The sequence below is a fragment of the Nocardioides aurantiacus genome, from assembly GCF_003752505.1.
Taxonomy (GTDB): domain Bacteria; phylum Actinomycetota; class Actinomycetes; order Propionibacteriales; family Nocardioidaceae; genus Marmoricola; species Marmoricola aurantiacus.
This window is the reverse complement of sequence record NZ_RKHO01000001.1, coordinates 490,442-510,292: the sequence shown is the minus strand read 5'-3', so window position 1 is coordinate 510,292 and position 19,851 is coordinate 490,442. Positions and strand designations below refer to the sequence as shown.

Sequence of the window (19,851 nt, the reverse complement as noted above, 5' to 3'; positions counted from 1 at the left end):
GCGTGACGGGCGCCACATGCGCGGGACATGCTCCCACGGAACTCACCGAGGAGGTGCTCGCAGGATGACCGTCAACCTGTTCCCCCACCGTTCGCCGTCCACCCGTCGTGGACTGCGCGCCGTCCTGGCCACCGTCAGCGTCGTCTCGCTGGCCGCCCTCACCGCCTGTGGCGGCGTCACCTCGTCGTCCGACAGCGGCGACGCGAGCGGCGACCTGTCCGAGAAGCGGATGCGCATGATGATCCCCAACGCCGCCGGCGGCGGCTACGACCTCACCGGCCGCGCCGCGGTCAAGGTGATGGAGGACGAGAAGATCACCGGCCGCTTCGAGGTCAGCAACGTCGAGGGCGCCAGCGGCACCGTCGCGATGCAGCGCCTGCTCAACGAGAAGGGCTCCGACGACCTGCTCATGACCATGGGCCTCGGCGTCGTCGGCGCCGTCTACACCAACAAGTCCGACGCCACCGTCGACAAGGCCGTCCCGATCGCCCGCCTCATCGAGGAGCAGGAGGCGATCCTGGTGCCCAAGGACTCCCCCTTCAAGACCGTCGACGACTTCGTCGAGGCCTGGAAGGCCGACCCCGACAAGGTCGTCGTCGGCGGCGGCTCGGCGCCCGGCGGCCCGGACTTCCTGTTCCCGATGCAGCTGGCCGACGCCGTGGGCGTCACCCCCAAGGACGTCGCCTACGTGGAGTACGACGGTGGCGGCCCGCTGACCACCGCGCTGCTCGGCTCCAAGATCGACGTCGGCATGTCCGGCCTGGGCGAGTTCGAGGGCCAGATCGCCGACGGCTCGCTGCGCGTGCTCGCGGTCTCCGGCGAGGAGCGCCTGGAGACCACCGACGCCCCGACCCTGACCGAGGAGGGCATCGACCTGGTGTTCACCAACTGGCGCGGCGTCCTGGCCCCTCCCGGCATCGACGACGCCACCCGCGAGGCCTACGTGAAGGCCTTCGAGGAGATGCACGACACGCAGGCCTGGAAGGACACGCTGGAGAAGAACGGCTGGTCCGACAACTTCGCCACCGGCGAGGAGTTCGAGTCCTACCTCGACGAGCAGAACGAGCGCGTCCGCACCACGCTGACCGACCTCGGCCTGGCCTGAGCGGTCCGCACCACCCCCCGGTGACGCCGGGCGGCCCCCAGCAGGGGGCCGCCCGGTCACCCGGCCGATCGAGGAGACACCGATGTCCCAGCAGCACGCCGCCCCCGCGGCACCCCCGGCGCCCGAGCCGACGCGCCACCGCGTCGTCGACACCGCGCAGTACGCCATGGCGGCCTTCCTCGCCGTGGCCGGCGGCTACGTCGTCTACAACGGCACCCAGCTCCGCGGCGGCCTGTCCGCGGACTTCCTGCCGCCCTCCACCTTCGCCTACGTCGTCGGCGGCGTGCTGCTCGTGCTCGCGGTCCTGCTGGCCGTCGCGACGGCCCGCGGCGACGTCGCCGAGGCCGAGGAGGGCGAGGACGTCGACCTCAGCGGCGGCACCGACGTCCGCACGCTCGGGCTGCTCGTCGCCGTGCTCTGCGTCAACGTCTTCCTGATCGAGGTCCTCGGGTGGGCCATCACCGGCGCCATCCTGTTCACCGGCGCCGCCTGGGTCCTGGGCAGCCGCCACTGGGTCCGCGACATCGCGCTGGGCGTCGCCCTCTCGGTCGGCACCTTCTACGCCTTCTACGTCGGCCTGGGCGTCCCGCTGCCCGCCGGCATCCTGAACGGAGTCCTGTGACATGGACCTGCTCCTCGACGGCTTCGCCACCGCGCTGACGCCCACCAACCTGCTCTTCGCCGTCGTCGGCGTGCTGCTCGGCACCGCCGTCGGCGTGCTGCCCGGCATCGGCCCGGCCATGACCGTGGCGCTGCTGCTGCCCGTGACCTACAGCGTCCCGGCCGACAGCGCGCTGATCATGTTCGCCGGCATCTACTACGGCGGCATGTACGGCGGCTCCACCACCTCGATCCTGCTCAACACCCCCGGTGAGTCCTCGTCGGTGATCACCGCGCTCGAGGGCAACAAGATGGCCAAGAACGGCCGGGCCGCGCAGGCCCTGGCCACGGCCGCCATCGGCTCCTTCGTCGCCGGCACCATCGGCACCGTCCTGCTCATCGTGCTGGCCCCCACGGTCGGCCCGCTGGTCGTCCAGCTCGGCGCCCCGTCGTACTTCGCGATCATGCTGCTCGCGCTCTTCGCGGTCACCGTGGTGCTCGGCTCCTCCAAGCTGCGCGGCTTCATCGCGCTGTTCCTCGGTCTGGCCATCGGCCTGGTCGGCATGACCAGCGGCCAGCCCCGGATGACCTTCGGCTTCGCCGAGCTCTCCGACGGCATCGAGATCGTCGTCGTCGCCGTCGCGATCTTCGCGCTCGGCGAGGCGCTGTGGGTCGCCGCCCACCTGCGCCGCAAGCCGCTCGAGATCATCCCCGTCGGCCAGCCCTGGATGAGCAAGGCCGACTGGGGCCGCTCCTGGAAGCCCTGGCTGCGCGGCACCGCGTTCGGCTTCCCGTTCGGCGCGCTGCCCGCCGGTGGCGCCGAGGTGCCGACCTTCCTGTCCTACGTCACCGAGCGTCGCCTCTCCAAGCACCCCGAGGAGTTCGGCAAGGGCGCCATCGAGGGCGTCGCCGGGCCCGAGGCCGCCAACAACGCCTCGGCCGCCGGCACCCTGCTGCCGATGCTCGCGCTCGGCCTGCCGACCACCGCCACCGCGGCGGTCATCCTGGTGGCCTTCGAGAGCTACGGCCTGCAGCCCGGCCCGCAGTTCATGACGCAGAACGAGGCCCTGGTCTGGGCGCTGCTGGCGAGCCTGTTCGTCGCCAACACGCTGCTGCTGGTGCTCAACCTGCCGCTGGCGCCGGTCTGGGCCAAGCTGCTCCAGATCCCCCGGCCCTACCTCTACGCCGGCATCCTGTTCTTCGCCACCCTGGGCGCCTACGCCGCCGGCACCTCGTCCTTCGACCTCGGCCTGCTGCTCGTCCTGGGCATCCTCGGCTTCGCGATGCGCCGCTTCGGGATCCCGGTGCTGCCGCTGATCATCGGCGTCATCCTCGGCCCCCGCCTGGAGGAGCAGCTCTCGGAGGCGCTCGAGATCTCCCGCGGCGACTACGGCACGCTCCTCGGCGAGCCGGTGGCCATCACGGCGTACGTCGTCATGGCGCTGCTGCTCGTCGGGCTCGTCGTCGCCCGGGTCCGCGGTTCGCGCTCCACCACCCCCACGTCGGTCACCGAGAAGGACGAGGTCAACGCATGAGCATCGTGGTCGCCTACACCCCCGACGCCTACGGGCAGGCCGCCCTGGACCACGGGGCCGCCGAGGCCGTGCGCCGCGGGACCGACCTGGTGGTCGTCAACGCGACCAAGGGCGACGCCCTGGTCGACCCGCGCTACGCCCACGAGGACCAGATCGCGGCGATCACCTCCGACCTCGAGGGCCGGGGCGTCACGGTTACGGTGCGCCACGAGGTCGTCCCCGACGTCGCCCAGGCCGTCCTGGAGGTGGCCCGCGAGACCGACGCCGCGCTGGTCGTCGTCGGCGTCCGGCACCGCTCCCCCGTCGGCAAGGCCCTCATGGGCAGCGTCGGCCAGCGGATCCTGCTCGACGCGACCTGCCCGGTCCTGGCGGTCAAGCCGCCCGCCTAGCACCGCCGAGCGGGCGCTCCGGGTCCCCCCTGGAGCCCCGAGCGGGCCGTTCCGGGCCGGGGCTAGGTTGGCGGCACCCTCACCCTCGGGAGCCCCGATGACCGCACGCACCACCCCGCCCTTCCGTGCCGACCACGTCGGGAGCCTGCTGCGCCCGCCCGCGCTGCTCGAGGCCCGCGCCGCGCACGCCGACGGGCGACTCGACGACGCCGGGCTGCGGGCCGCCGAGGACGAGGCGATCGCCGACGTCGTACGCCTCCAGGCCGACGCGGGGATGCAGACCGTCACCGACGGCGAGTTCCGGCGTACGTCGTGGCACATGGACTTCATCTACGCCGTCACCGGCATCCGCCGCACCGAGGAGCAGCTCGAGGTGCGGATGCGCAACGCCTCGGAGGACCGCTCGTTCACCTCCGCGGGGCTGGTCGTCGACGCGCCCGTGCGGATCGAGGAGCCGATCTTCGCCGACGCCTTCGCGCACCTGCGGTCGGTGGCACCCGCCGGGACGACGCCGAAGCTGACGATCCCCTCGCCGAGCATGGTCCACTACCGCGGCGGCACCGCGGCGATCGACCCGAGCGTGTACGCCGACGAGGACGCGTTCTTCGACGACCTCGCGGCGGCGTACTCCCAGCAGGTGCGGATGATCGCCGACCGCGGCTGCACCTACCTCCAGCTCGACGACACCAGCCTCGCCTACCTCAACGACCCCGCCCAGCGCGAGGCCGTGACGGCCAAGGGCGGTGACGCCGACCACCAGCACGAGCGCTACATCCGCACCCTCAACCAGGCGCTGTCCGGCCGCCCCGAGGGCCTTGCCGTCACCACCCACCTGTGCCGCGGCAACTACCGCTCCTCGTGGGCGGCCTCGGGCAGCTACGACTTCGTCGCGGAGGCGCTGTTCGGTGGCCTCGACGTCGACGGCTTCTTCCTGGAGTACGACGACGAGCGCTCCGGCGGCTTCGAGCCGCTCCGCTTCGTGCCGCCGGGCAAGCAGGTCGTGCTCGGCCTGGTCACCACCAAGTCGCCGGTGCTGGAGAGCAAGGACGACCTCAAGCGTCGCATCGACGAGGCCGCGAAGCACGTGCCGCTCGAGCAGCTCAGCATCTCCCCGCAGTGCGGCTTCTCCTCCACCGTCGAGGGCAACGACCTCACCCAGGACGACGAGGTCGCCAAGCTCCGGCTGGTCGTCGAGGTGGCCCAGGAGGTCTGGGGCTGACGCGAGCGACAGCCGCCGACCGGGCACGTCTGCTCGCTCCAGGACCGCCGACCGGGCACTTCTGCTCGCTCCAGGACCGCCGACCGGGCACCTCTGCGCGCGACGAGGGCCCCGGACGGTGTCGTCCGGGGTCCTCGGTGGTCAGGCGTGGGGGTCAGGCGCCCTTGCCGGTGACCGTGACGGGCACGTTGCCGCGGGTGGCCTTGGAGTAGGGGCAGACCGCGTGGGCGGCCTCGACCAGCTCCTGGGCCTTGGCGTCGTCGACGCCAGGGATGGTCGCGACGATGTCGGCGGTGATGGCGAACGAGTCGCCCTCGGGACCGAAGCCCACGGCGATGTCGAGGGTCGAGCCCGAGGCGTCGACGCCCTGCTTCTTGGCCACGAGGCCGAGCGCGCCCTGGAAGCAGGCGCCGTACCCGACCGCGAACAGCTGCTCGGGGTTGGTCCCCGTACCCGGCCCACCGGTCTCCTTGGGGGCGGTCAGCGACAGGTCCAGCACGCCGTCCTCGGACGTCGCGCGGCCCTGGCGGCCGCCGGTCACGGTGGCGCGGGCGGTGTAGACGATCTTCTCGGGTGTGTTGGTCATGCCTGGCCCAACCGGCAGGACCACCCCCTTTGTTCCGTACGCCGGGCCGGCCGGCGTACCAGCGTCAGCAGAACTGCCCGCTCGGCGCACCCACCCTCAGCAGAACTGCCCGCTCGGCGCACCCACCCTCAGCAGAGCTGCCCGCTCGCCACACCCACCCTCAGCAGAACTGCCCGCTCGGCGCATCCAGCGTCAGCACAACTGCCCGCTCGGCGGCTAGAGGGACAGCTGGTCGCGCACCACGCCCGCCAGCCGGTCGGCGACCGCGCGGGCCTGGTCGGCGGTGGGGGCCTCGACCATGACGCGGACGAGCGGCTCGGTGCCCGAGGGGCGGAGCAGCACCCGGCCCTCGTCGCCCAGCTCGGCCTCGGCGTCGGCGACCGCGGCCGCCAGCACGAAGTCCTCGTCGGCGCGGGCCTTGTCGACGCCCGGCACGTTGACCAGCACCTGGGGCAGGCGGGTCATCACCGCGGCGAGCTCGTGCAGCTCCTGGCCGGTGCTCACCATGCGGTCGAGCACGTGCAGCGCGGTCAGCAGGCCGTCGCCGGTGGTGGCGTAGCGGCTCATGATGACGTGGCCGGACTGCTCGCCGCCCAGGGTGAAGCCGAGGACCTTCATCGCCTCCAGGACGTAGCGGTCGCCGACCTTGGTCTGCCGCACCCCGACCCCGGCGGCCCGCATCGCCTGCACGAAGCCCAGGTTGCTCATCACGGTCGCGACGACGGTGTCGTCGTGGAGCCGCCCGGCCTCGCGCATCGACAGCGCCAGGACGGCCAGGATCTGGTCGCCGTCGACGACCTCGCCGCGACGGTCCACGGCCAGGCACCGGTCGGCGTCGCCGTCGAGCGCGAAGCCGGCGTCGGCGCCGTGCTCCAGGACGGCCGCCTGCAGCACCTCGAGGTGGGTCGAGCCGCAGCCCTCGTTGATGTTGGTGCCGTCGGGCTCGGCGCAGATCGCGACGACCTCGGCCCCGGCGTCGCGCAGCGCGAGCGGGCCGACCGCGGAGGCGGCGCCGTGGGCGCAGTCGAGGACGACCTTGAGACCAGCGAGGGGGTGCTCGATGGTGCCGACCAGGTGGGCGGCGTACTGCTCGACCGCGGTGTCGAGGGTGCGGACGCGTCCGACCGTGGCACCGGTGGGCCGGTCCCAGGGCTCGCGCAGCCGCTTCTCGATGGCCGCCTCGATCGCGTCGTCGAGCTTGACGCCGCCGCGGGCCAGGAACTTGATGCCGTTGTCGGGCATGGCGTTGTGCGAGGCCGACAGCATCACGCCGAGGTCGGCGCCGAGCTCGGCGGTCAGCCAGGCGACGCCGGGGGTGGGGAGCTCGCCGAGGAGCAGCACGTCGACGCCGGCCGACGCGAGCCCGGCGACCACCGCGGCCTCGAGGAACTGCCCCGAGATGCGGGTGTCGCGTCCGACGACCGCCGTCGGCCGGTGCCCGGCGAAGGTGCCGCGCTCGGCGAGGATGTGGGCGGCGGAGACGGAGAGGTCCAGGGCCAGCTCAGCGGTGAGGTCACCGTTGGCCAGGCCGCGGACCCCGTCGGTGCCGAACAGGCGTGCCATGGGAGACCCTCCGGGATTGACGGGGCGTACGACGCGGCGATCCGCGGCCGCGACCGTACAACGACGTCGGCCGCCCCGCAGCCGATGGGCTGCGGGACGGCCGACGTGCAGGTGCTGAGGTCAGCGCTTGCTGAACTGGGGCGCCTTGCGGGCCTTCTTCAGACCGGCCTTCTTGCGCTCGATGACGCGGGCGTCGCGGGTCAGCAGACCGGCCTTCTTCAGGTCCGGGCGGTTGGCCTCCTCGTCGATCGCGTTGAGGCAGCGGGCCACGCCGAGGCGCAGGGCGCCGGCCTGACCGGTGATGCCACCGCCGTGGATGCGGGCGATGACGTCGAAGCGCCCCTCCAGCTGGGTGGTGGCGAACGGCTCGTTCACGACCTGCTGGTGGAGCTTGTTGGGGAAGTAGTTGTCCAGCTCGCGACCGTTGACGGTCCACTTGCCGGAGCCGGGGACGATCCGCACGCGGGCGACCGCCTCCTTGCGGCGGCCGGTGGCCGCTGCGGGGGCGATGGTCGCCGGACGGGCGGGGGCGTCGGCGCTGGGAGCGCTCTCGGAGGAGTACGCGACACCCTGCTCGTTGACCTCGTAGGTCTCCTCGCCGGTCTCGTTGGTCGTGTCAGCCACGGTGTTCCTTACGTCAGATCTGGGTCGGGGAGAGTTACTGGGAGATCTGGGTGATCTCGAAGGGCTTGGCCAGCTGGGCCGTGTGCGGGTGCTCCGGACCGGAGTACACCTTCAGCTTCTTGAGGACCTGACGGCCGAGGCGGTTCTTGGGGAGCATGCCCCAGACGGCCTTCTCGACGGCCTTGCGCGCGTCCTTCTCCAGCAGCTCCCCCATCGGGGTGGCCGACAGACCACCCGGGAAGCCCGAGTGGTGGTAGGACATCTTCTTCGTGGACTTGGTGCCCGACAGGGACAGCTTCTCCGCGTTGACGACGATGACGAAGTCGCCCATGTCCATGTGCGGGGCGAAGGTGGGCTTGTGCTTCCCGCGGAGCAGGTTCGCGACCTGCACGGCGAGGCGGCCCATCCGGACGTCGGTGGCGTCGATGACGTGCCACTCGCGCTGGACGTCGCCGGGCTTGGGGCTGTACGTGCGCACGTTTGTTGCCTTACTTGCTCGTTCGTGACCGCCCGGGCTGATTCCCGGACCGGTGGGTGGTGCAGCGCCTTCTGACGAACTCTGCCCGGGACGTGGACCACCGTGGTGGGCCAGCCTTCCCGGGACTGCACCAGGCCGACGACGAAGGTCGGCCGGGCGCGGCAGGAGACGCGACCTGCAAAGATACCGGCCCCACGCGCGAGGCGTCAAAACGCCTCCCCACTGGTGGGGGTCACCGACCACGCACTAGGTTGAAGACCGGTGAAACCGGGCGCACCAGCCCGCTCCGCCTGCGACGGCAACCCCGTCCTCACCGTCTCGACCGCACCACCCCACGCCGGGGCGACCGCCCCGCCCTCGAGCGCAAGGAGTCGACGTGACCGACACCGGTGACAACACCCTCACCGTCCGGGACAACCGGACCGGCAAGGAGTACCAGATCCAGATCAGCGACGGCGCCATCAAGGCCGCCGAGCCCGGTCAGATCAAGATCGACGAGGACAGCCCCGGCCTGTCGACGTACGACCCCGGGTTCACCAACACCGCGTCGTGCCGCAGCTCGGTCACCTACATCGACGGCGAGAAGGGGATCCTGGAGTACCGCGGCTACCCCATCGAGCAGCTGGCCGAGAAGTCCAGCTTCCTCGAGGTCGCCTACCTGCTCATCCACGGCGCGCTGCCCACCAAGGAGCAGTACGACGCCTGGGTGCACGAGATCACCCACCACACGTTCCTGCACGAGAACGTCAAGACCTTCATGCAGGGCTTCCGCTACGACGCCCACCCGATGGGGATGCTGATGGCCTCCGTCGGCGCGCTGTCGACGTTCTACCCCGAGTCGAACAACATCACCGACGCCGACAACCGCCACATGCAGATCGTGCGGATGATCGCCAAGATGCCGACGCTCGGCGCCTGGGCCTTCCGGCACGCCCAGGGCAAGCCCTACGTCTACCCCGACAACGAGCTGTCCTACACCGAGAACTTCCTCGCGATGCTGTTCAAGATGAGCGAGCAGAAGTACGTCGCCGACGAGCGCCTCGTCAAGGCGCTCGACGTGCTGTTCATCCTGCACGCCGACCACGAGCAGAACTGCTCGACCAACGCGGTCCGTTCCGTCGGCTCCTCGCAGGTCGACCCCTACTCCTCGGTCGCCGCCGGCATCGGCGCGCTCTACGGACCGCTCCACGGTGGCGCCAACGAGGCCGTGCTCCGGATGCTGCGACGCATCGGCAGCAAGGAGAACATCCCCGCCTTCATCGAGGGCGTGAAGAACGGCAACGAGAAGCTGATGGGCTTCGGCCACCGGGTCTACAAGAACTACGACCCGCGCGCCAAGATCATCAAGAAGGCCTGCGACGACGTCTTCGAGGTCACCGGGGTCAACCCGCTGCTCGAGATCGCCCAGGAGCTGGAGAAGATCGCGCTCGAGGACGAGTACTTCGTCAAGCGCAAGCTCTACCCCAACGTCGACTTCTACTCCGGCCTGATCTACGAGGCCTTCCAGTTCCCGCCGGAGATGTTCACCGTCCTGTTCGCGATCGGCCGCACCCCCGGCTGGCTCGCGCAGTGGCTGGAGCTGGTGCAGGACAAGGACCAGAAGATCGCCCGCCCCAAGCAGATCTACACCGGCGACCGCACGCTCGACTTCGTGCCGAGCTCGGAGCGCTGGGCCGGCGACGCGGGGATCACGCCCGGCATCAGCTGAGCGTCACGTCGTACGACCGAGGGCCGGTCCACCTGCGGGTGGACCGGCCCTCGTCGCGTCCGGCTGCCGGGGCGACGCGTCGTACGTCGGGGAGGCTCCGCCGGAGAAACCAGGCGGACGTGGGAAACCGCCGACGCCCGTGGAGCAGACCCGCCCCAGCCCGGCCTCAGACCTGGCGCTCCTGCCCCTCCCAGTACGGCGCCCGCAGGCTGCGCTTGAGGATCTTGCCGGTGGGGTTGCGGGGCAGCGCCTCGAGGACGTCGACGGACTTCGGCGCCTTGTAGGAGGCGAGGTGCTCCTTGCAGAACGCGATCAGCTCGTCCTCGCCCGCCGAGGCGCCGGGCTTGAGCGAGACCACGGCCTTGACCGACTCGCCCCAGCGGTCGTCGGGCACCCCGATGATCGCCACCTCCGCGACGGCCGGGTGCTCGGCCAGCACCCGCTCGATCTCGGGGCTGTAGATGTTCTCCCCGCCCGAGATGATCATGTCCTTGAGCCGGTCCTCGACGTAGACGTAGCCGTCGGCGTCGACCTTGCCCATGTCACCGGTGCGGAACCACCCGTCCTCGGTGATCACCTCCGCCGTGGCCTCGGGCTGGTGGAGGTAGCCCTTCATCACCTGCGGGCTGCGGAACCACAGCTCGCCGTGCTCGCCGACCGCGACGTCCTCGAGGCTGCCGGGGTCCACGACGCGCACCTCGGCGCCGGGCAGCACCTGCCCCGCGCTCACCAGCCGCTCGGGGTGGTCGGGGTCGCGGTGCTCGGGCGGCATCAGGTGGGTGATCACGCCGCACAGCTCGGTGAGGCCGTAGACCTGGATGAAGTCGGTGTCGGGCCAGGCCTCGATGGCGGCCCGCAGCAGCGGCAGCGGCATCGGCGCCGCGCCGTAGCAGTAGGTCTTCAGCTGCCCGAACAGCCGCACCGCGTCGGGCCCGGACTGCAGCACCTGGGCGAGCACGGCCGGCACCAGGAAGGTGCGGTTGGCACCCTGCATGATCGCGCCGGCCAGCGAGGCGCCGTCGGGGTCGCGCGTCATCACGCTGGGCACGCCGTCGTGGATGCTGAACAGGACGTACGACGAGCCGCCGACGTGGAACAGCGGCATCGAGACCATGTTCTTGTCGCCGGGGTCGAAGCCCCAGCCGTCGTGGGCCGCGAGGGTGTGGGCGACCATGTTGGCCTGGGTGAGCATCACGCCCTTGGGCCGGCCGGTGGTGCCCGAGGAGTACATCACCAGGCACACGTCGTCGGGCGTCACCTCCGGGTCGCGGCCGATCGGCTCCGACCGCGCGAGCAGCGCCTCGTACTGGTCGCCCTCGCCGCCGTCGGGGGTCAGCTCGACGACCTCCTCGACGTGGACGAGCCTGTCGCGGATGCGCGAGATCGTCGGCAGCAGCTCGCTGCCGACGAGCAGCACCGTGGCGCCGGAGTCGTTGACGGCGTAGTCGATCTCGTCGCCGGCCAGCCGGAAGTTGATGATCGCGTTGGCGGCCCCGAGCGAGGCCGCGGCCATGGTCAGCTCCACGCAGGCGGGGTGGTTCTTGTCGAGGAAGGACACCACGTCGCCGCGCCCGACGCCCAGCGACCTCAGCGCGCCGGCGAGGCGGCGTACGCGCTCCTCCCACTGGGCCCAGGTCCAGGTGCGGCCGAGGTAGGTGAACGCCTCCGCGTCCGGCGTCGTGGTCGCCCAGTGGGTCAGCCGGTCGTCGAGCAGCACGGGGTCGGGCAGCGCCCCGGGGCTGGTGGGCGCGGTCTCGGTGGCGGTCATCTGGCGATCTCCTCGGGCTCGGGTGGGGTGAGGGTGACACACCTCACACGAGCGGACAACGCCGTGGGTTCCCCTCCGGCCCGCCTGCCAGGCTGTCGCGCGTGCGCACCCTGCTCTGGACCCTCGTCGTGCTGGCCCTGCTCGCGGTCGGCGCGGACCGTGCCGCCGACTGGTGGGCCGAGCGTGAGGTCGCCACGCGGCTCGCGGCCAGCCAGGACCTCGGCTCGACCCCCGACGTCGACATCGCCGGGTTCCCCTTCCTCACCCAGGCGTTGGCGCGCGAGTTCGGCGAGGTGAGCGCGACCGCCGAGGACGTCGTGGTGCGCAGCGGTGACGGCGAGCTGCGCCTGGCGCGGCTGCGCGTCACCTTCACCGACGTCACCACCGACCGCGACGTGTCCCGGTTCGCGGCGGGGCGGGGACGGGCGGTGACGACCATCTCCTACGGCGAGCTGGGCCGGCTGACCGGGCTCGACGTGACCTACGTCGGCGAGGGGCGGGTGCGCGGCAGCCGCGAGGTCACCGTCGCGGGCCAGGACTTCGACCCCGGCGTGACGGTGCGGCCGCGGCTGACCGAGGGCGCGGTGCGGTTCGTCGACGCCGCCGCCGAGGGCTCGCTCCCTCCCGCGGTGACGGCCGTGGTGCAGGCGGCGTTCGACGTCGACCTGCCCGTGGACGGCCTGCCGTACGACGTCCGCCCGGAGTCGCTGTCGGCGACGACGTCGGGCCTCCGGCTGGTGCTGGTGGGCCGCGACCTCAGCTACGCGGGCTGAGCTCGGCCTCCGCGACCGCCGCGGGCGCGCGCCGCGCCCCCAGCCCGAGCACGATCACCGACGCCGCCACCACGAGCAGCAGCCCGAGGACCTGCAGCCCGTCGAGGCGCTGGCCGAGCACGAGCAGCCCGGCGAGCGCGGCCACCGCCGGCTCGAGGGAGAGCAGGATGCCGAACACCGGGGCCGCCAGCCGGCGCAGCGCCAGCAGCTCCAGGGAGTAGGGCAGCAGCGAGGACAGCACCGCCAGCCCCAGCCCCAGGAGCAGGTGCCGCGGCGTCCACTCCCCCAGGCTGGGCAGGCCCGCGGGCACGACCACCACGAGCGAGACCAGCAGCGCGATCGACAGCCCGTCCAGGCGGGGGAACGCCGCGCCGGTCCGGCTGCTCAGCAGGATGTACGCCGCCCAGAAGACGCCTGCCGTCGCGGCCAGCAGCAACCCGGTGCCGCTCAGGTCCTCGAACGGCACCGTCAGCGCCTCGGAGATCAGCACCACCCCGGCGGCCGCCGCCCCGACGGCGACGAAGTCGAGCAGGCGCCGCGACAGCACCGTGGTGAGCAGCAGCGGCCCCATGAACTCCACCGTCACCGCCACCCCGAGCGGCAGGTGGGCCAGCGAGCCGTAGAAGCTCCAGTTCATCAGCCCGAGGGCGATGCCGAACGCCACCACGGTCGCCCAGTCGCGGCGGGAGTGACCGCGCAGCCGGGGCCGCACCAGCGCGACCAGGATGAGCGCGGAGATGCCGATGCGCAGCAGCACGGACCCGCCGGCCCCGATCTCGGGGACGAGCGTGGCGGCCAGCGCGCCACCGAACTGCACCGAGAGGACGCCGCCGAGCACCAGCAGCGGAGCGGGTACGACGAGCCGCGACCCCCGAGCTGCTCCGTCGACCACCCGAGGAGCCTAGGTGGCGCCGTCGCGACTCCTCAGCGGGCCCGGCTGACCCGCCCCTCGTCCCACACCGGGCCCTCCGACTCGTAGACCGCGCCGTCCGCGCCGTAGACCAGGAACCGGTCGAAGCCGCGGGCGAACCAGCGGTCGTGGGTGACCGCGACGACGGTGCCCTCGAACCGCGCCAGGCCCTCCTCGAGCGCCTCGGCGGACTCCACGTCGAGGTTGTCGGTCGGCTCGTCGAGGAGCAGCAGCGTCGCCCCGGAGAGCTCGAGCAGCAGGATCTGGAACCGCGCCTGCTGCCCGCCCGAGAGCGAGTCGAAGGTCTGGTCGGCGGCGTGGGCCAGCTCGTAGCGGTCCAGCGCCCGCGAGGCGGGCTCGCGCGGCATGCCCGGACGGCCCACGCCCTGCGGTCCGGTCTCGCCGCGGTGCAGCACGTCCACGAGCGTGCGGCCGACCAGCTCGGGGTGGGCGTGGGTCTGCACGAACCAGCCCGGTCGCACCCGCGCGCCCAGCCGCGCCCGTCCGGTGTGGCGCACCGGGTCGGGCGGGGCGTCGCCGACGGGCCGGTGCTCGACGTCGGGGTCCGAGCCGCCCGCGGCCAGCAGCCGCAGGAAGTGGGACTTGCCGGAGCCGTTGGAGCCGAGGACGGCCACCCGCTCGCCGTACCAGACCTCGAGGTCGAAGGGCCGCATCAGCCCGGTCAGCTCCAGCTGCTCGCACACGACCGCGCGCTTGCCGGTGCGGCCGCCGGTGAGCCGCATCGTCACCTGCTGCTCCCGCGGCTGCCCCGTGGGCGGGCCCGCCTCCTCGAACTTGCGCAGCCGGGTCTGGGCGGCCTTGTACTGCGAGGCGAGCCCGTCGTTGAACTCCGCCTTCACGCGGTAGCGCAGCACCAGCGCCACGAGCTTGGCGTGCTCCTCGTCCCAGCGCCGCTTGAGCTCCTCGAAGCGCGCGAACCGGTCGCTGCGCGCCTGGTGGTACGACGCGAAGTCGCCCGGGTGGGTCCACACCGTGTTGCCCGCAGCACCCAGCTCCACGGTCACGACCCGGGTCGCGGTGTTGGCCAGCAGCTCGCGGTCGTGGCTGATGAACAGGACCGTCTTCGGCGACTCCCGGATGCGTCGCTCCAGCCACACCTTGCCGGGGACGTCGAGGAAGTTGTCGGGCTCGTCGAGCAGCAGCACCTGGTCGGGCCCGGCGAGGAGGTACTCCAGCACCAGCCGCTTCTGCTCGCCGCCGCTGAGCGTGGCGAGGTCGCGGTACTTCACCCTCTCGAAGCCGGCCCCCAGCGCGGCGGTGCAGCAGCTGTCCCACACCACCTCGATGTCGTAGCCGCCCGCGTCGGCGAACTCCGAGAGCGCCTGCGCGTAGGCCATCTGGGTCTTCTCGTCGTCGGCCTCCATCAGCCGCAGCTCGAGCCGGTCGACGTCGGCGGCCGCCTCGCGCACCCGCGGCGGCGCCACGGAGAGCAGCAGCTCGGCGACCGTCTCGGCGTCCCGCCCGACCATCTGCCGCATCACGCCCAGCCCGCCGCTGCGCGTCACCGCCCCCGCGTGCGGCACCAGCTCGCCGGTGACGATCCGCAGCAGCGTCGTCTTGCCGGCACCGTTGGCGCCGACCAGCGCGACCTTGGCCCCCTCGCCGACCCGGAACGACACCTCGTCGAGCAGCACCCGCCCGTCCGGCAGCTCGTAGCGCACCCCGGCGACCTCGACATGACCCACGCCCCGGATTCTCCCCGGTGCCGCGCGACGGTGTCACCCGGGTTTCCCTCGTGGCAGAGTGCCCGGACCCGACCAGAGGAGTGCCCGTGCGTGGACTGTCCGGCAAGACCGCCGTCGTGACCGGGGCGAGCCGGGGCATCGGCCTCGGGGTCGCCCGGCGCCTGGTGGAGGAGGGGGCGCGGGTGGTGGTGACCGCCCGCAGGGACGAGGCGCTCCAGGCCGCGGTCGCCGAGCTGGGCGGTCCCGACCACGCGCTGGGGATCGCCGGGGCGGCCGACGACGAGGCACACCGCGAGGAGGTCGTGGCGGCGGCCGTCGCGACGTACGGCAGCCTCGACCTGCTGGTCAACAACACCGGCATCAACCCGGTCTACGGCCCACTCATGGGTCTCGACCTCGCCGCCGCCCGCAAGATCACCGAGGTCAACGTCGTCGCCGCGCTGGGCTGGGTGCAGGCGGCCCACCGCGCCTGGCTGGGCGAGCACGGCGGCGCGGTGGTCAACGTCGCCTCGGTCGCCGGGCTGCGGCCCGCCCCCGGCATCGACCTGTACGGCGCGAGCAAGGCGATGCTGGTGCGGCTGACCGAGTCGCTGGCCGTCGAGCTGGGCCCGACCGTGCGCGTCAACGCGGTCGCGCCGGCCGTGGTGAAGACCCGGTTCGCGACCGCGCTCTACGAGGGCCGCGAGGAGGAGGTCGCCGCGGCGTACCCCTTGAAGCGTCTCGGCACCCCGGAGGACGTCGCCGCGACCGTGGCCTTCCTGCTCAGCGACGAGTCGTCGTGGACGACCGGGCAGACGGTCGTGCTCGACGGCGGCGTCACCCTCACCGGCGGCGCCTGAGGTCCACGGACAGGTCGCTGGGGCCGGTCGTAGTGTGGCCGCCATGGACCTCAGCCTCACCGACGAGCAGAGCAGCTTCCGCGAGATCGCCCGCGAGTTCCTCGACAAGGAGGCGGTCCCGCACCGCGTCGAGTGGGACCGCCGCGAGGCCGTCGACCTCGCGATCGTGCCCAAGATGGCCGAGCTCGGGTTCTTCGGCCTCACCATCCCCGAGGAGTACGGCGGGGTCGGCGGCGACTACGTCACCTACGCGATCGGCATGGAGGAGCTCGGCCGGGCCGACTCCGCGCTGCGCGGCATCGTCTCGGTCTCCAGCGGCCTGGTCGGCAAGTCGATCCTCTACTTCGGCACCGAGGAGCAGAAGCAGGAGTACCTCCCGCGCCTCGCCACCGCCCAGATCCTCGGCTGCTTCGGCCTGACCGAGCCCGACATCGGCTCCGACGCCGGCAACCTGACCTCCAAGGCCCGCCGCGACGGCGACGACTGGGTCATCAGCGGGCAGAAGCTCTTCATCACCAACGGCACCTGGGCCGACATCGCGCTCGTCTTCGCGCGCACCGGCGGCGAGGGCCCGCGCGGCATCTCCGCCTTCATCGTGCCCACCGACAGCGAGGGCTTCGAGGCCCGCGAGATCAAGGGCAAGCTCGGGCTGCGCGGCCAGGCCACCGCCGAGCTCTTCCTCACCGACGTCCGGGTGCCGGCCTCGGCGATGCTGGGCGAGGAGGGCCATGGCTTCAAGATCGCCATGTCCTCGCTCGACAAGGGCCGCATCGCGGTGGCCGCCGGCTGCGTCGGCATCGTCCAGGGCTGCCTGGAGACGGCCGTGGACTACGCCACGAGCCGCACCCAGTTCGGCCGTCCGATCGGCAGCTTCCAGCTGGTGCAGGACATGATCGCCGACATCTCGCTCGACGCCGATGCCGCGAGGCTGCTTGTCTGGCGCGCCGCCGACCTGTGCGACCGCGGCGAGAAGTTCGGCGTCGCCGCGTCCAAGGCCAAGCTGTACGCCTCCGAGGCCGCCGTCCGTGCCGCCAACCACGCCATCCAGGTCTACGGCGGGTCGGGCTACATCGACGAGTACCCCGCCGCGAAGTACCTCCGCGACGCCCGCGTGATGACGCTCTACGAAGGCACCAGCCAGATCCAGAAGCTGCTGATCGGCCGCGCCGAGACCGGCATCAACGCGTTCACCTGAGCCGCGACGGGCCCGACCACCGAACCCCAGGAGACCCATGACCGTCCTGTCGCTGGCCAGCATCCTCGCCGAGTCCGCCCGGCGTACCCCCGACCGCGTCGCGGTCGTCGAGGGCGAGGCGCGGGTGACGTACGCCGCGCTGTGGCGCGACGCGCTCGTCCGCGCGGCCGCCCTGCAGCAGCGGGGGCTGGGGGCGGGAGCGCGGGTCGCGATCCTGGCGCCCAACGTCACCGACTTCGTGCGCACCTACTACGGCGTCGTGGCCGCCGGCGGTGTCGTGGTGCCGATCCCGACGCTGCTGGGACCGGAGGAGGCGACCTACCTGGTGCAGGCCTCCGGCGCCGAGCTGCTGCTCCACCACGCGTCGTACGCCGAGGTCGCGGCCGCCGTCTCGGAGCAGACGGGCGTCGCCGCGCTCGACCTCGTCGACCTGCCCGGGGACGCCGAGCCGCTGCCCGCCCACACCACCCGCGAGGCCGACGACCCGGCGGTCATCTTCTACACCAGTGGCACCACGGGCCGGCCCAAGGGAGCGGTGCTGACCCACCTCAACCTGGTGCTCAACGCGACCACCAACGCCTTCGACGCCAACCCGATCCGCCGCGACGACGTCGTGCTCGGCTGCCTGCCGTTGTTCCACACCTTCGGCCAGTCGGTCTCGATGAACTCCACCTTCCGCGTCGGCGCCACGCTGGTGCTGCAGCCCCGCTTCGAGCCGGCCGGTGCGCTGGCCCTGATGCGCGAGCACGCCACCACGCTGTTCTTCGGCGTGCCCACGATGTACATCCAGCTGCTCGCCGCCGCCCGCTCGGCGGAGCAGCTGCCGCGGCTGCGCGAGTGCGTCTCCGGGGGCGCGTCGCTGCCGGTGGCGGTGCTCGAGGAGTTCGAGAAGACCTTCGCCACCACCGTCTTCGAGGGCTACGGCCTGTCCGAGACCTCGCCGACGGCCTCGGTCAACCAGCCCTGGTACGGCACCCGCGCCGGCACCGTGGGCCACCCGATCTGGGGCGTCGACGTGGAGATCGCCGACGAGCACGTGCTCGACGAGATCCGGCTGCTCCCCCGCGGCGAGCTCGGCGAGATCGTGATCCGCGGCCACAACGTGTTCGCGGGCTACCTCGACGACCCCGACGCCACCGCGGCGGCGATCGTCGACGGCTGGTTCCGCAGCGGCGACATCGGCCGGCGCGACGAGGACGGCTTCATCTCGATCGTGGACCGCACCAAGGACCTCATCATCCGCGGCGGCTTCAACGTCTACCCGCGCGAGGTCGAGGAGGTGCTGATGCGCCACGAGGGCATCGCCCAGGTCGCCGTCATCGGGCTCCCCGACGACCAGCAGGGCGAGGAGGTCTGCGCCGTCGTGGTGCCCGCGCCCGACACGGTGATCGAGGCCGCCGACCTCGTCGCGTGGTCGCGCGAGCGCCTCGCCGGGCACAAGTACCCCCGCGTCGTGCACGTCGTCGACGAGCTCCCGGTGGGCCCCACCCACAAGGTCCTCAAGCGCGAGCTGCGCACCCGCTTCACGGCCTGAACCGGGTCCGCGCGAGGTGCGCCCCACCCCGGGGTCGTGATGGCGTGGAGCGCATGTCGCAGCAGACTCGGGCCGACCAGACCGACTCCCCACCCCGCTGGAGGCTCATCGGGCCCGGCCTGGTGGTGGCCGCCACCGGGGTCGGCGCCGCCGACCTGGTGGCCACGCTCGTGGCCGGCAGCGAGTACGGCTACGCGCTGCTCTGGTGCGCCGTCCTGGGCTGCCTGATGAAGATCGTGCTCGTCGAGGGCGCCGGCCGCTGGAGCCTGGCGACCGGGAAGACGATCTACGAGGGCTGGTCCAGCCTGGGGGCCTGGACGTCGTGGTACTTCGGTCCCTACATCGTGGTCTGGGGCTTCGTGTACGGCGCCGCGGCGATGGCCGGCACCGGCCTCCCGCTGCACTCGCTCTTCCCGGTCCTGTCGGTCACGGCCTGGGGCATCGTCTCCGGGCTCATCGGCCTCGCCCTGGTCTGGGCGGGACGCTACGGGGTGTTCGAGAAGGTGCTCGGCGCCCTCGTGCTGCTGATGTTCGTCACCATGGTCGGCGCCGCCGCGGTGACGTTGCCCCACCTCGGCGAGGTCGTCACCGGCCTGGTCCCGCTGGTCCCGGACGGCGGCCTGGTCTACGTGCTCAGCCTCGCCGGTGGTGTCGGCGGCACGATCACCCTGGCGGCGTACGGCTACTGGCTGCGCGAGAAGGGCTGGATCACCCCGCGCCACATGCGGGTGATGCGCATCGACAACGCCGTGGCGTACGCCGTGACCGGGCTGTTCGTGATCGCCACGCTCATCGTCGGCGCCGAGCTGCTCTACTCCGCCGGCATCGCCGTGAGCACCGGCGACCAGGGCCTGCTCGACCTCTCCGAGGTGCTGGCCGACCGCTACGGCCGCGTCGCCGGCACCGTGTTCCTCGTCGGCTTCTGGGCCGCGGCGATGTCCTCGCTCGTGGGTGTGTGGAACGGCGTCAGCCTGATGTTCGCCGACTTCGTCGGCCACGTCCGCGGCCTCGACGCCGACGACCCGGCCCGCCGCGCCGGCGGCACGTGGTACCGCGCCTACGTCCTGTGGCTGACCTTCCCGCCGATGGTCATGCTGTTCCTCGGCAAGCCGGTCTGGCTGATCCTGGCGTACGGCGTGCTGGGCGCGTTCTTCATGCCGTTCCTCGCCGTCACCCTGCTGTGGCTGCTCAACAGCGACCGCACCCCGCGGGAGTGGCGCAACAAGCTCCACTCCAACGCGGCGATGGTCGTGTGCGCGCTGGCGTTCCTGGCGCTGTGCGTCAACGAGGTCCGCAAGGCCGTCACCGGGGCCTGACCG

Annotated in this window: 18 protein-coding genes; 11 read left to right on the top strand and 7 right to left on the bottom strand. The window is 72.2% G+C overall.

What is annotated here, in order from left to right; all coding sequences use genetic code 11:
* Window positions 1–64 precede the first annotated feature (64 nt).
* From EDD33_RS02525 to EDD33_RS02505, 5 genes are all read left to right on the top strand, one after another.
* Window positions 65–1,105: a Bug family tripartite tricarboxylate transporter substrate binding protein gene (locus EDD33_RS02525; protein ID WP_123388968.1), complete on the top strand. Its 1,041-nt coding sequence runs from the start codon at window positions 65–67 to the stop codon at window positions 1,103–1,105.
* 82 nt (window positions 1,106–1,187) lie between these two features.
* Window positions 1,188–1,727, top strand: coding sequence for a tripartite tricarboxylate transporter TctB family protein (locus tag EDD33_RS02520; RefSeq protein ID WP_123388967.1), 540 nt, complete (start codon window positions 1,188–1,190; stop codon window positions 1,725–1,727).
* 1 nt (window position 1,728) lies between these two features.
* Window positions 1,729–3,240 carry a tripartite tricarboxylate transporter permease gene (locus EDD33_RS02515; protein WP_123388966.1) on the top strand — a complete coding sequence of 504 codons (1,512 nt, stop codon included), beginning with the start codon at window positions 1,729–1,731 and terminating at the stop codon, window positions 3,238–3,240.
* Window positions 3,237–3,629 carry a universal stress protein gene (locus EDD33_RS02510; protein ID WP_123388965.1) on the top strand — a complete coding sequence of 131 codons (393 nt, stop codon included), beginning with the start codon at window positions 3,237–3,239 and terminating at the stop codon, window positions 3,627–3,629. The genes EDD33_RS02515 and EDD33_RS02510 overlap by 4 nt, the downstream gene beginning before the upstream one ends.
* Before the next feature lie 97 nt (window positions 3,630–3,726).
* Window positions 3,727–4,848, top strand: a complete 1,122-nt coding sequence (locus EDD33_RS02505) for a 5-methyltetrahydropteroyltriglutamate--homocysteine S-methyltransferase (RefSeq protein ID WP_123388964.1) — start codon at window positions 3,727–3,729, stop codon at window positions 4,846–4,848.
* 154 nt (window positions 4,849–5,002) lie between these two features.
* On the opposite strand, the gene EDD33_RS02500 is transcribed toward EDD33_RS02505, so the two are convergent.
* The 4 genes from EDD33_RS02500 to rplM all read right to left on the bottom strand — a co-directional run bounded on the left by EDD33_RS02500 (window position 5,003) and on the right by rplM (window position 8,099).
* Window positions 5,003–5,434 carry an organic hydroperoxide resistance protein gene (locus EDD33_RS02500; RefSeq protein ID WP_123388963.1) on the bottom strand — a complete coding sequence of 144 codons (432 nt, stop codon included), beginning with the start codon at window positions 5,432–5,434 and terminating at the stop codon, window positions 5,003–5,005.
* A 216-nt stretch (window positions 5,435–5,650) separates the two neighbouring features.
* The gene (gene glmM / locus EDD33_RS02495; protein WP_123388962.1) at window positions 5,651–6,997 is read right to left on the bottom strand and encodes a phosphoglucosamine mutase; all 1,347 of its coding nucleotides are present in this window, start codon (window positions 6,995–6,997) and stop codon (window positions 5,651–5,653) included.
* 120 nt (window positions 6,998–7,117) lie between these two features.
* Entirely contained in the window at window positions 7,118–7,621 is a 504-nt protein-coding gene (rpsI, locus tag EDD33_RS02490) for a 30S ribosomal protein S9 (RefSeq protein WP_123388961.1), read from the bottom strand.
* A 34-nt stretch (window positions 7,622–7,655) separates the two neighbouring features.
* A complete protein-coding gene (gene rplM, locus EDD33_RS02485; protein WP_123388960.1) occupies window positions 7,656–8,099 on the bottom strand; it encodes a 50S ribosomal protein L13 in 444 nt (147 codons plus the stop codon).
* A 376-nt stretch (window positions 8,100–8,475) separates the two neighbouring features.
* On the opposite strand from rplM, the gene EDD33_RS02480 reads away from it, so the two are divergent.
* Window positions 8,476–9,807, top strand: coding sequence for a citrate synthase (locus EDD33_RS02480; RefSeq protein ID WP_123388959.1), 1,332 nt, complete (start codon window positions 8,476–8,478; stop codon window positions 9,805–9,807).
* 166 nt (window positions 9,808–9,973) lie between these two features.
* Here EDD33_RS02480 and EDD33_RS02475 read toward each other — a convergent pair whose 3' ends face one another.
* Window positions 9,974–11,575: a long-chain-fatty-acid--CoA ligase gene (locus tag EDD33_RS02475; protein WP_123388958.1), complete on the bottom strand. Its 1,602-nt coding sequence runs from the start codon at window positions 11,573–11,575 to the stop codon at window positions 9,974–9,976.
* 101 nt (window positions 11,576–11,676) lie between these two features.
* On the opposite strand from EDD33_RS02475, the gene EDD33_RS02470 reads away from it, so the two are divergent.
* The gene (locus tag EDD33_RS02470) at window positions 11,677–12,348 is read left to right on the top strand and encodes an LmeA family phospholipid-binding protein (protein WP_170169678.1); all 672 of its coding nucleotides are present in this window, start codon (window positions 11,677–11,679) and stop codon (window positions 12,346–12,348) included.
* On the opposite strand, the gene EDD33_RS02465 is transcribed toward EDD33_RS02470, so the two are convergent.
* Window positions 12,332–13,240 (bottom strand): EamA family transporter, encoded by a 909-nt coding sequence (locus EDD33_RS02465; RefSeq protein WP_246003322.1) that lies wholly within the window; start codon window positions 13,238–13,240, stop codon window positions 12,332–12,334. The genes EDD33_RS02470 and EDD33_RS02465 overlap by 17 nt on opposite strands.
* Before the next feature lie 32 nt (window positions 13,241–13,272).
* Window positions 13,273–14,964 carry an ABC-F family ATP-binding cassette domain-containing protein gene (locus EDD33_RS02460; RefSeq protein ID WP_123388956.1) on the bottom strand — a complete coding sequence of 564 codons (1,692 nt, stop codon included), beginning with the start codon at window positions 14,962–14,964 and terminating at the stop codon, window positions 13,273–13,275.
* An 86-nt stretch (window positions 14,965–15,050) separates the two neighbouring features.
* On the opposite strand from EDD33_RS02460, the gene EDD33_RS02455 reads away from it, so the two are divergent.
* Genes EDD33_RS02455 through EDD33_RS02440 form a run of 4 tightly spaced genes read left to right on the top strand, consistent with a single transcriptional unit; the run spans window position 15,051 to window position 19,848 of the window.
* Window positions 15,051–15,803 (top strand): SDR family oxidoreductase, encoded by a 753-nt coding sequence (locus EDD33_RS02455; RefSeq protein ID WP_123388955.1) that lies wholly within the window; start codon window positions 15,051–15,053, stop codon window positions 15,801–15,803.
* A 43-nt stretch (window positions 15,804–15,846) separates the two neighbouring features.
* On the top strand, window positions 15,847–16,998 hold the full coding sequence (locus tag EDD33_RS02450; RefSeq protein ID WP_123392911.1) for an acyl-CoA dehydrogenase family protein: 1,152 nt from the start codon (window positions 15,847–15,849) through the stop codon (window positions 16,996–16,998).
* 37 nt (window positions 16,999–17,035) lie between these two features.
* Window positions 17,036–18,532 (top strand): long-chain-fatty-acid--CoA ligase, encoded by a 1,497-nt coding sequence (locus EDD33_RS02445; RefSeq protein WP_123388954.1) that lies wholly within the window; start codon window positions 17,036–17,038, stop codon window positions 18,530–18,532.
* 53 nt (window positions 18,533–18,585) lie between these two features.
* On the top strand, window positions 18,586–19,848 hold the full coding sequence (locus EDD33_RS02440) for an Nramp family divalent metal transporter (RefSeq protein WP_123392910.1): 1,263 nt from the start codon (window positions 18,586–18,588) through the stop codon (window positions 19,846–19,848).
* The last annotated feature ends 3 nt before the right edge of the window (window positions 19,849–19,851 follow it).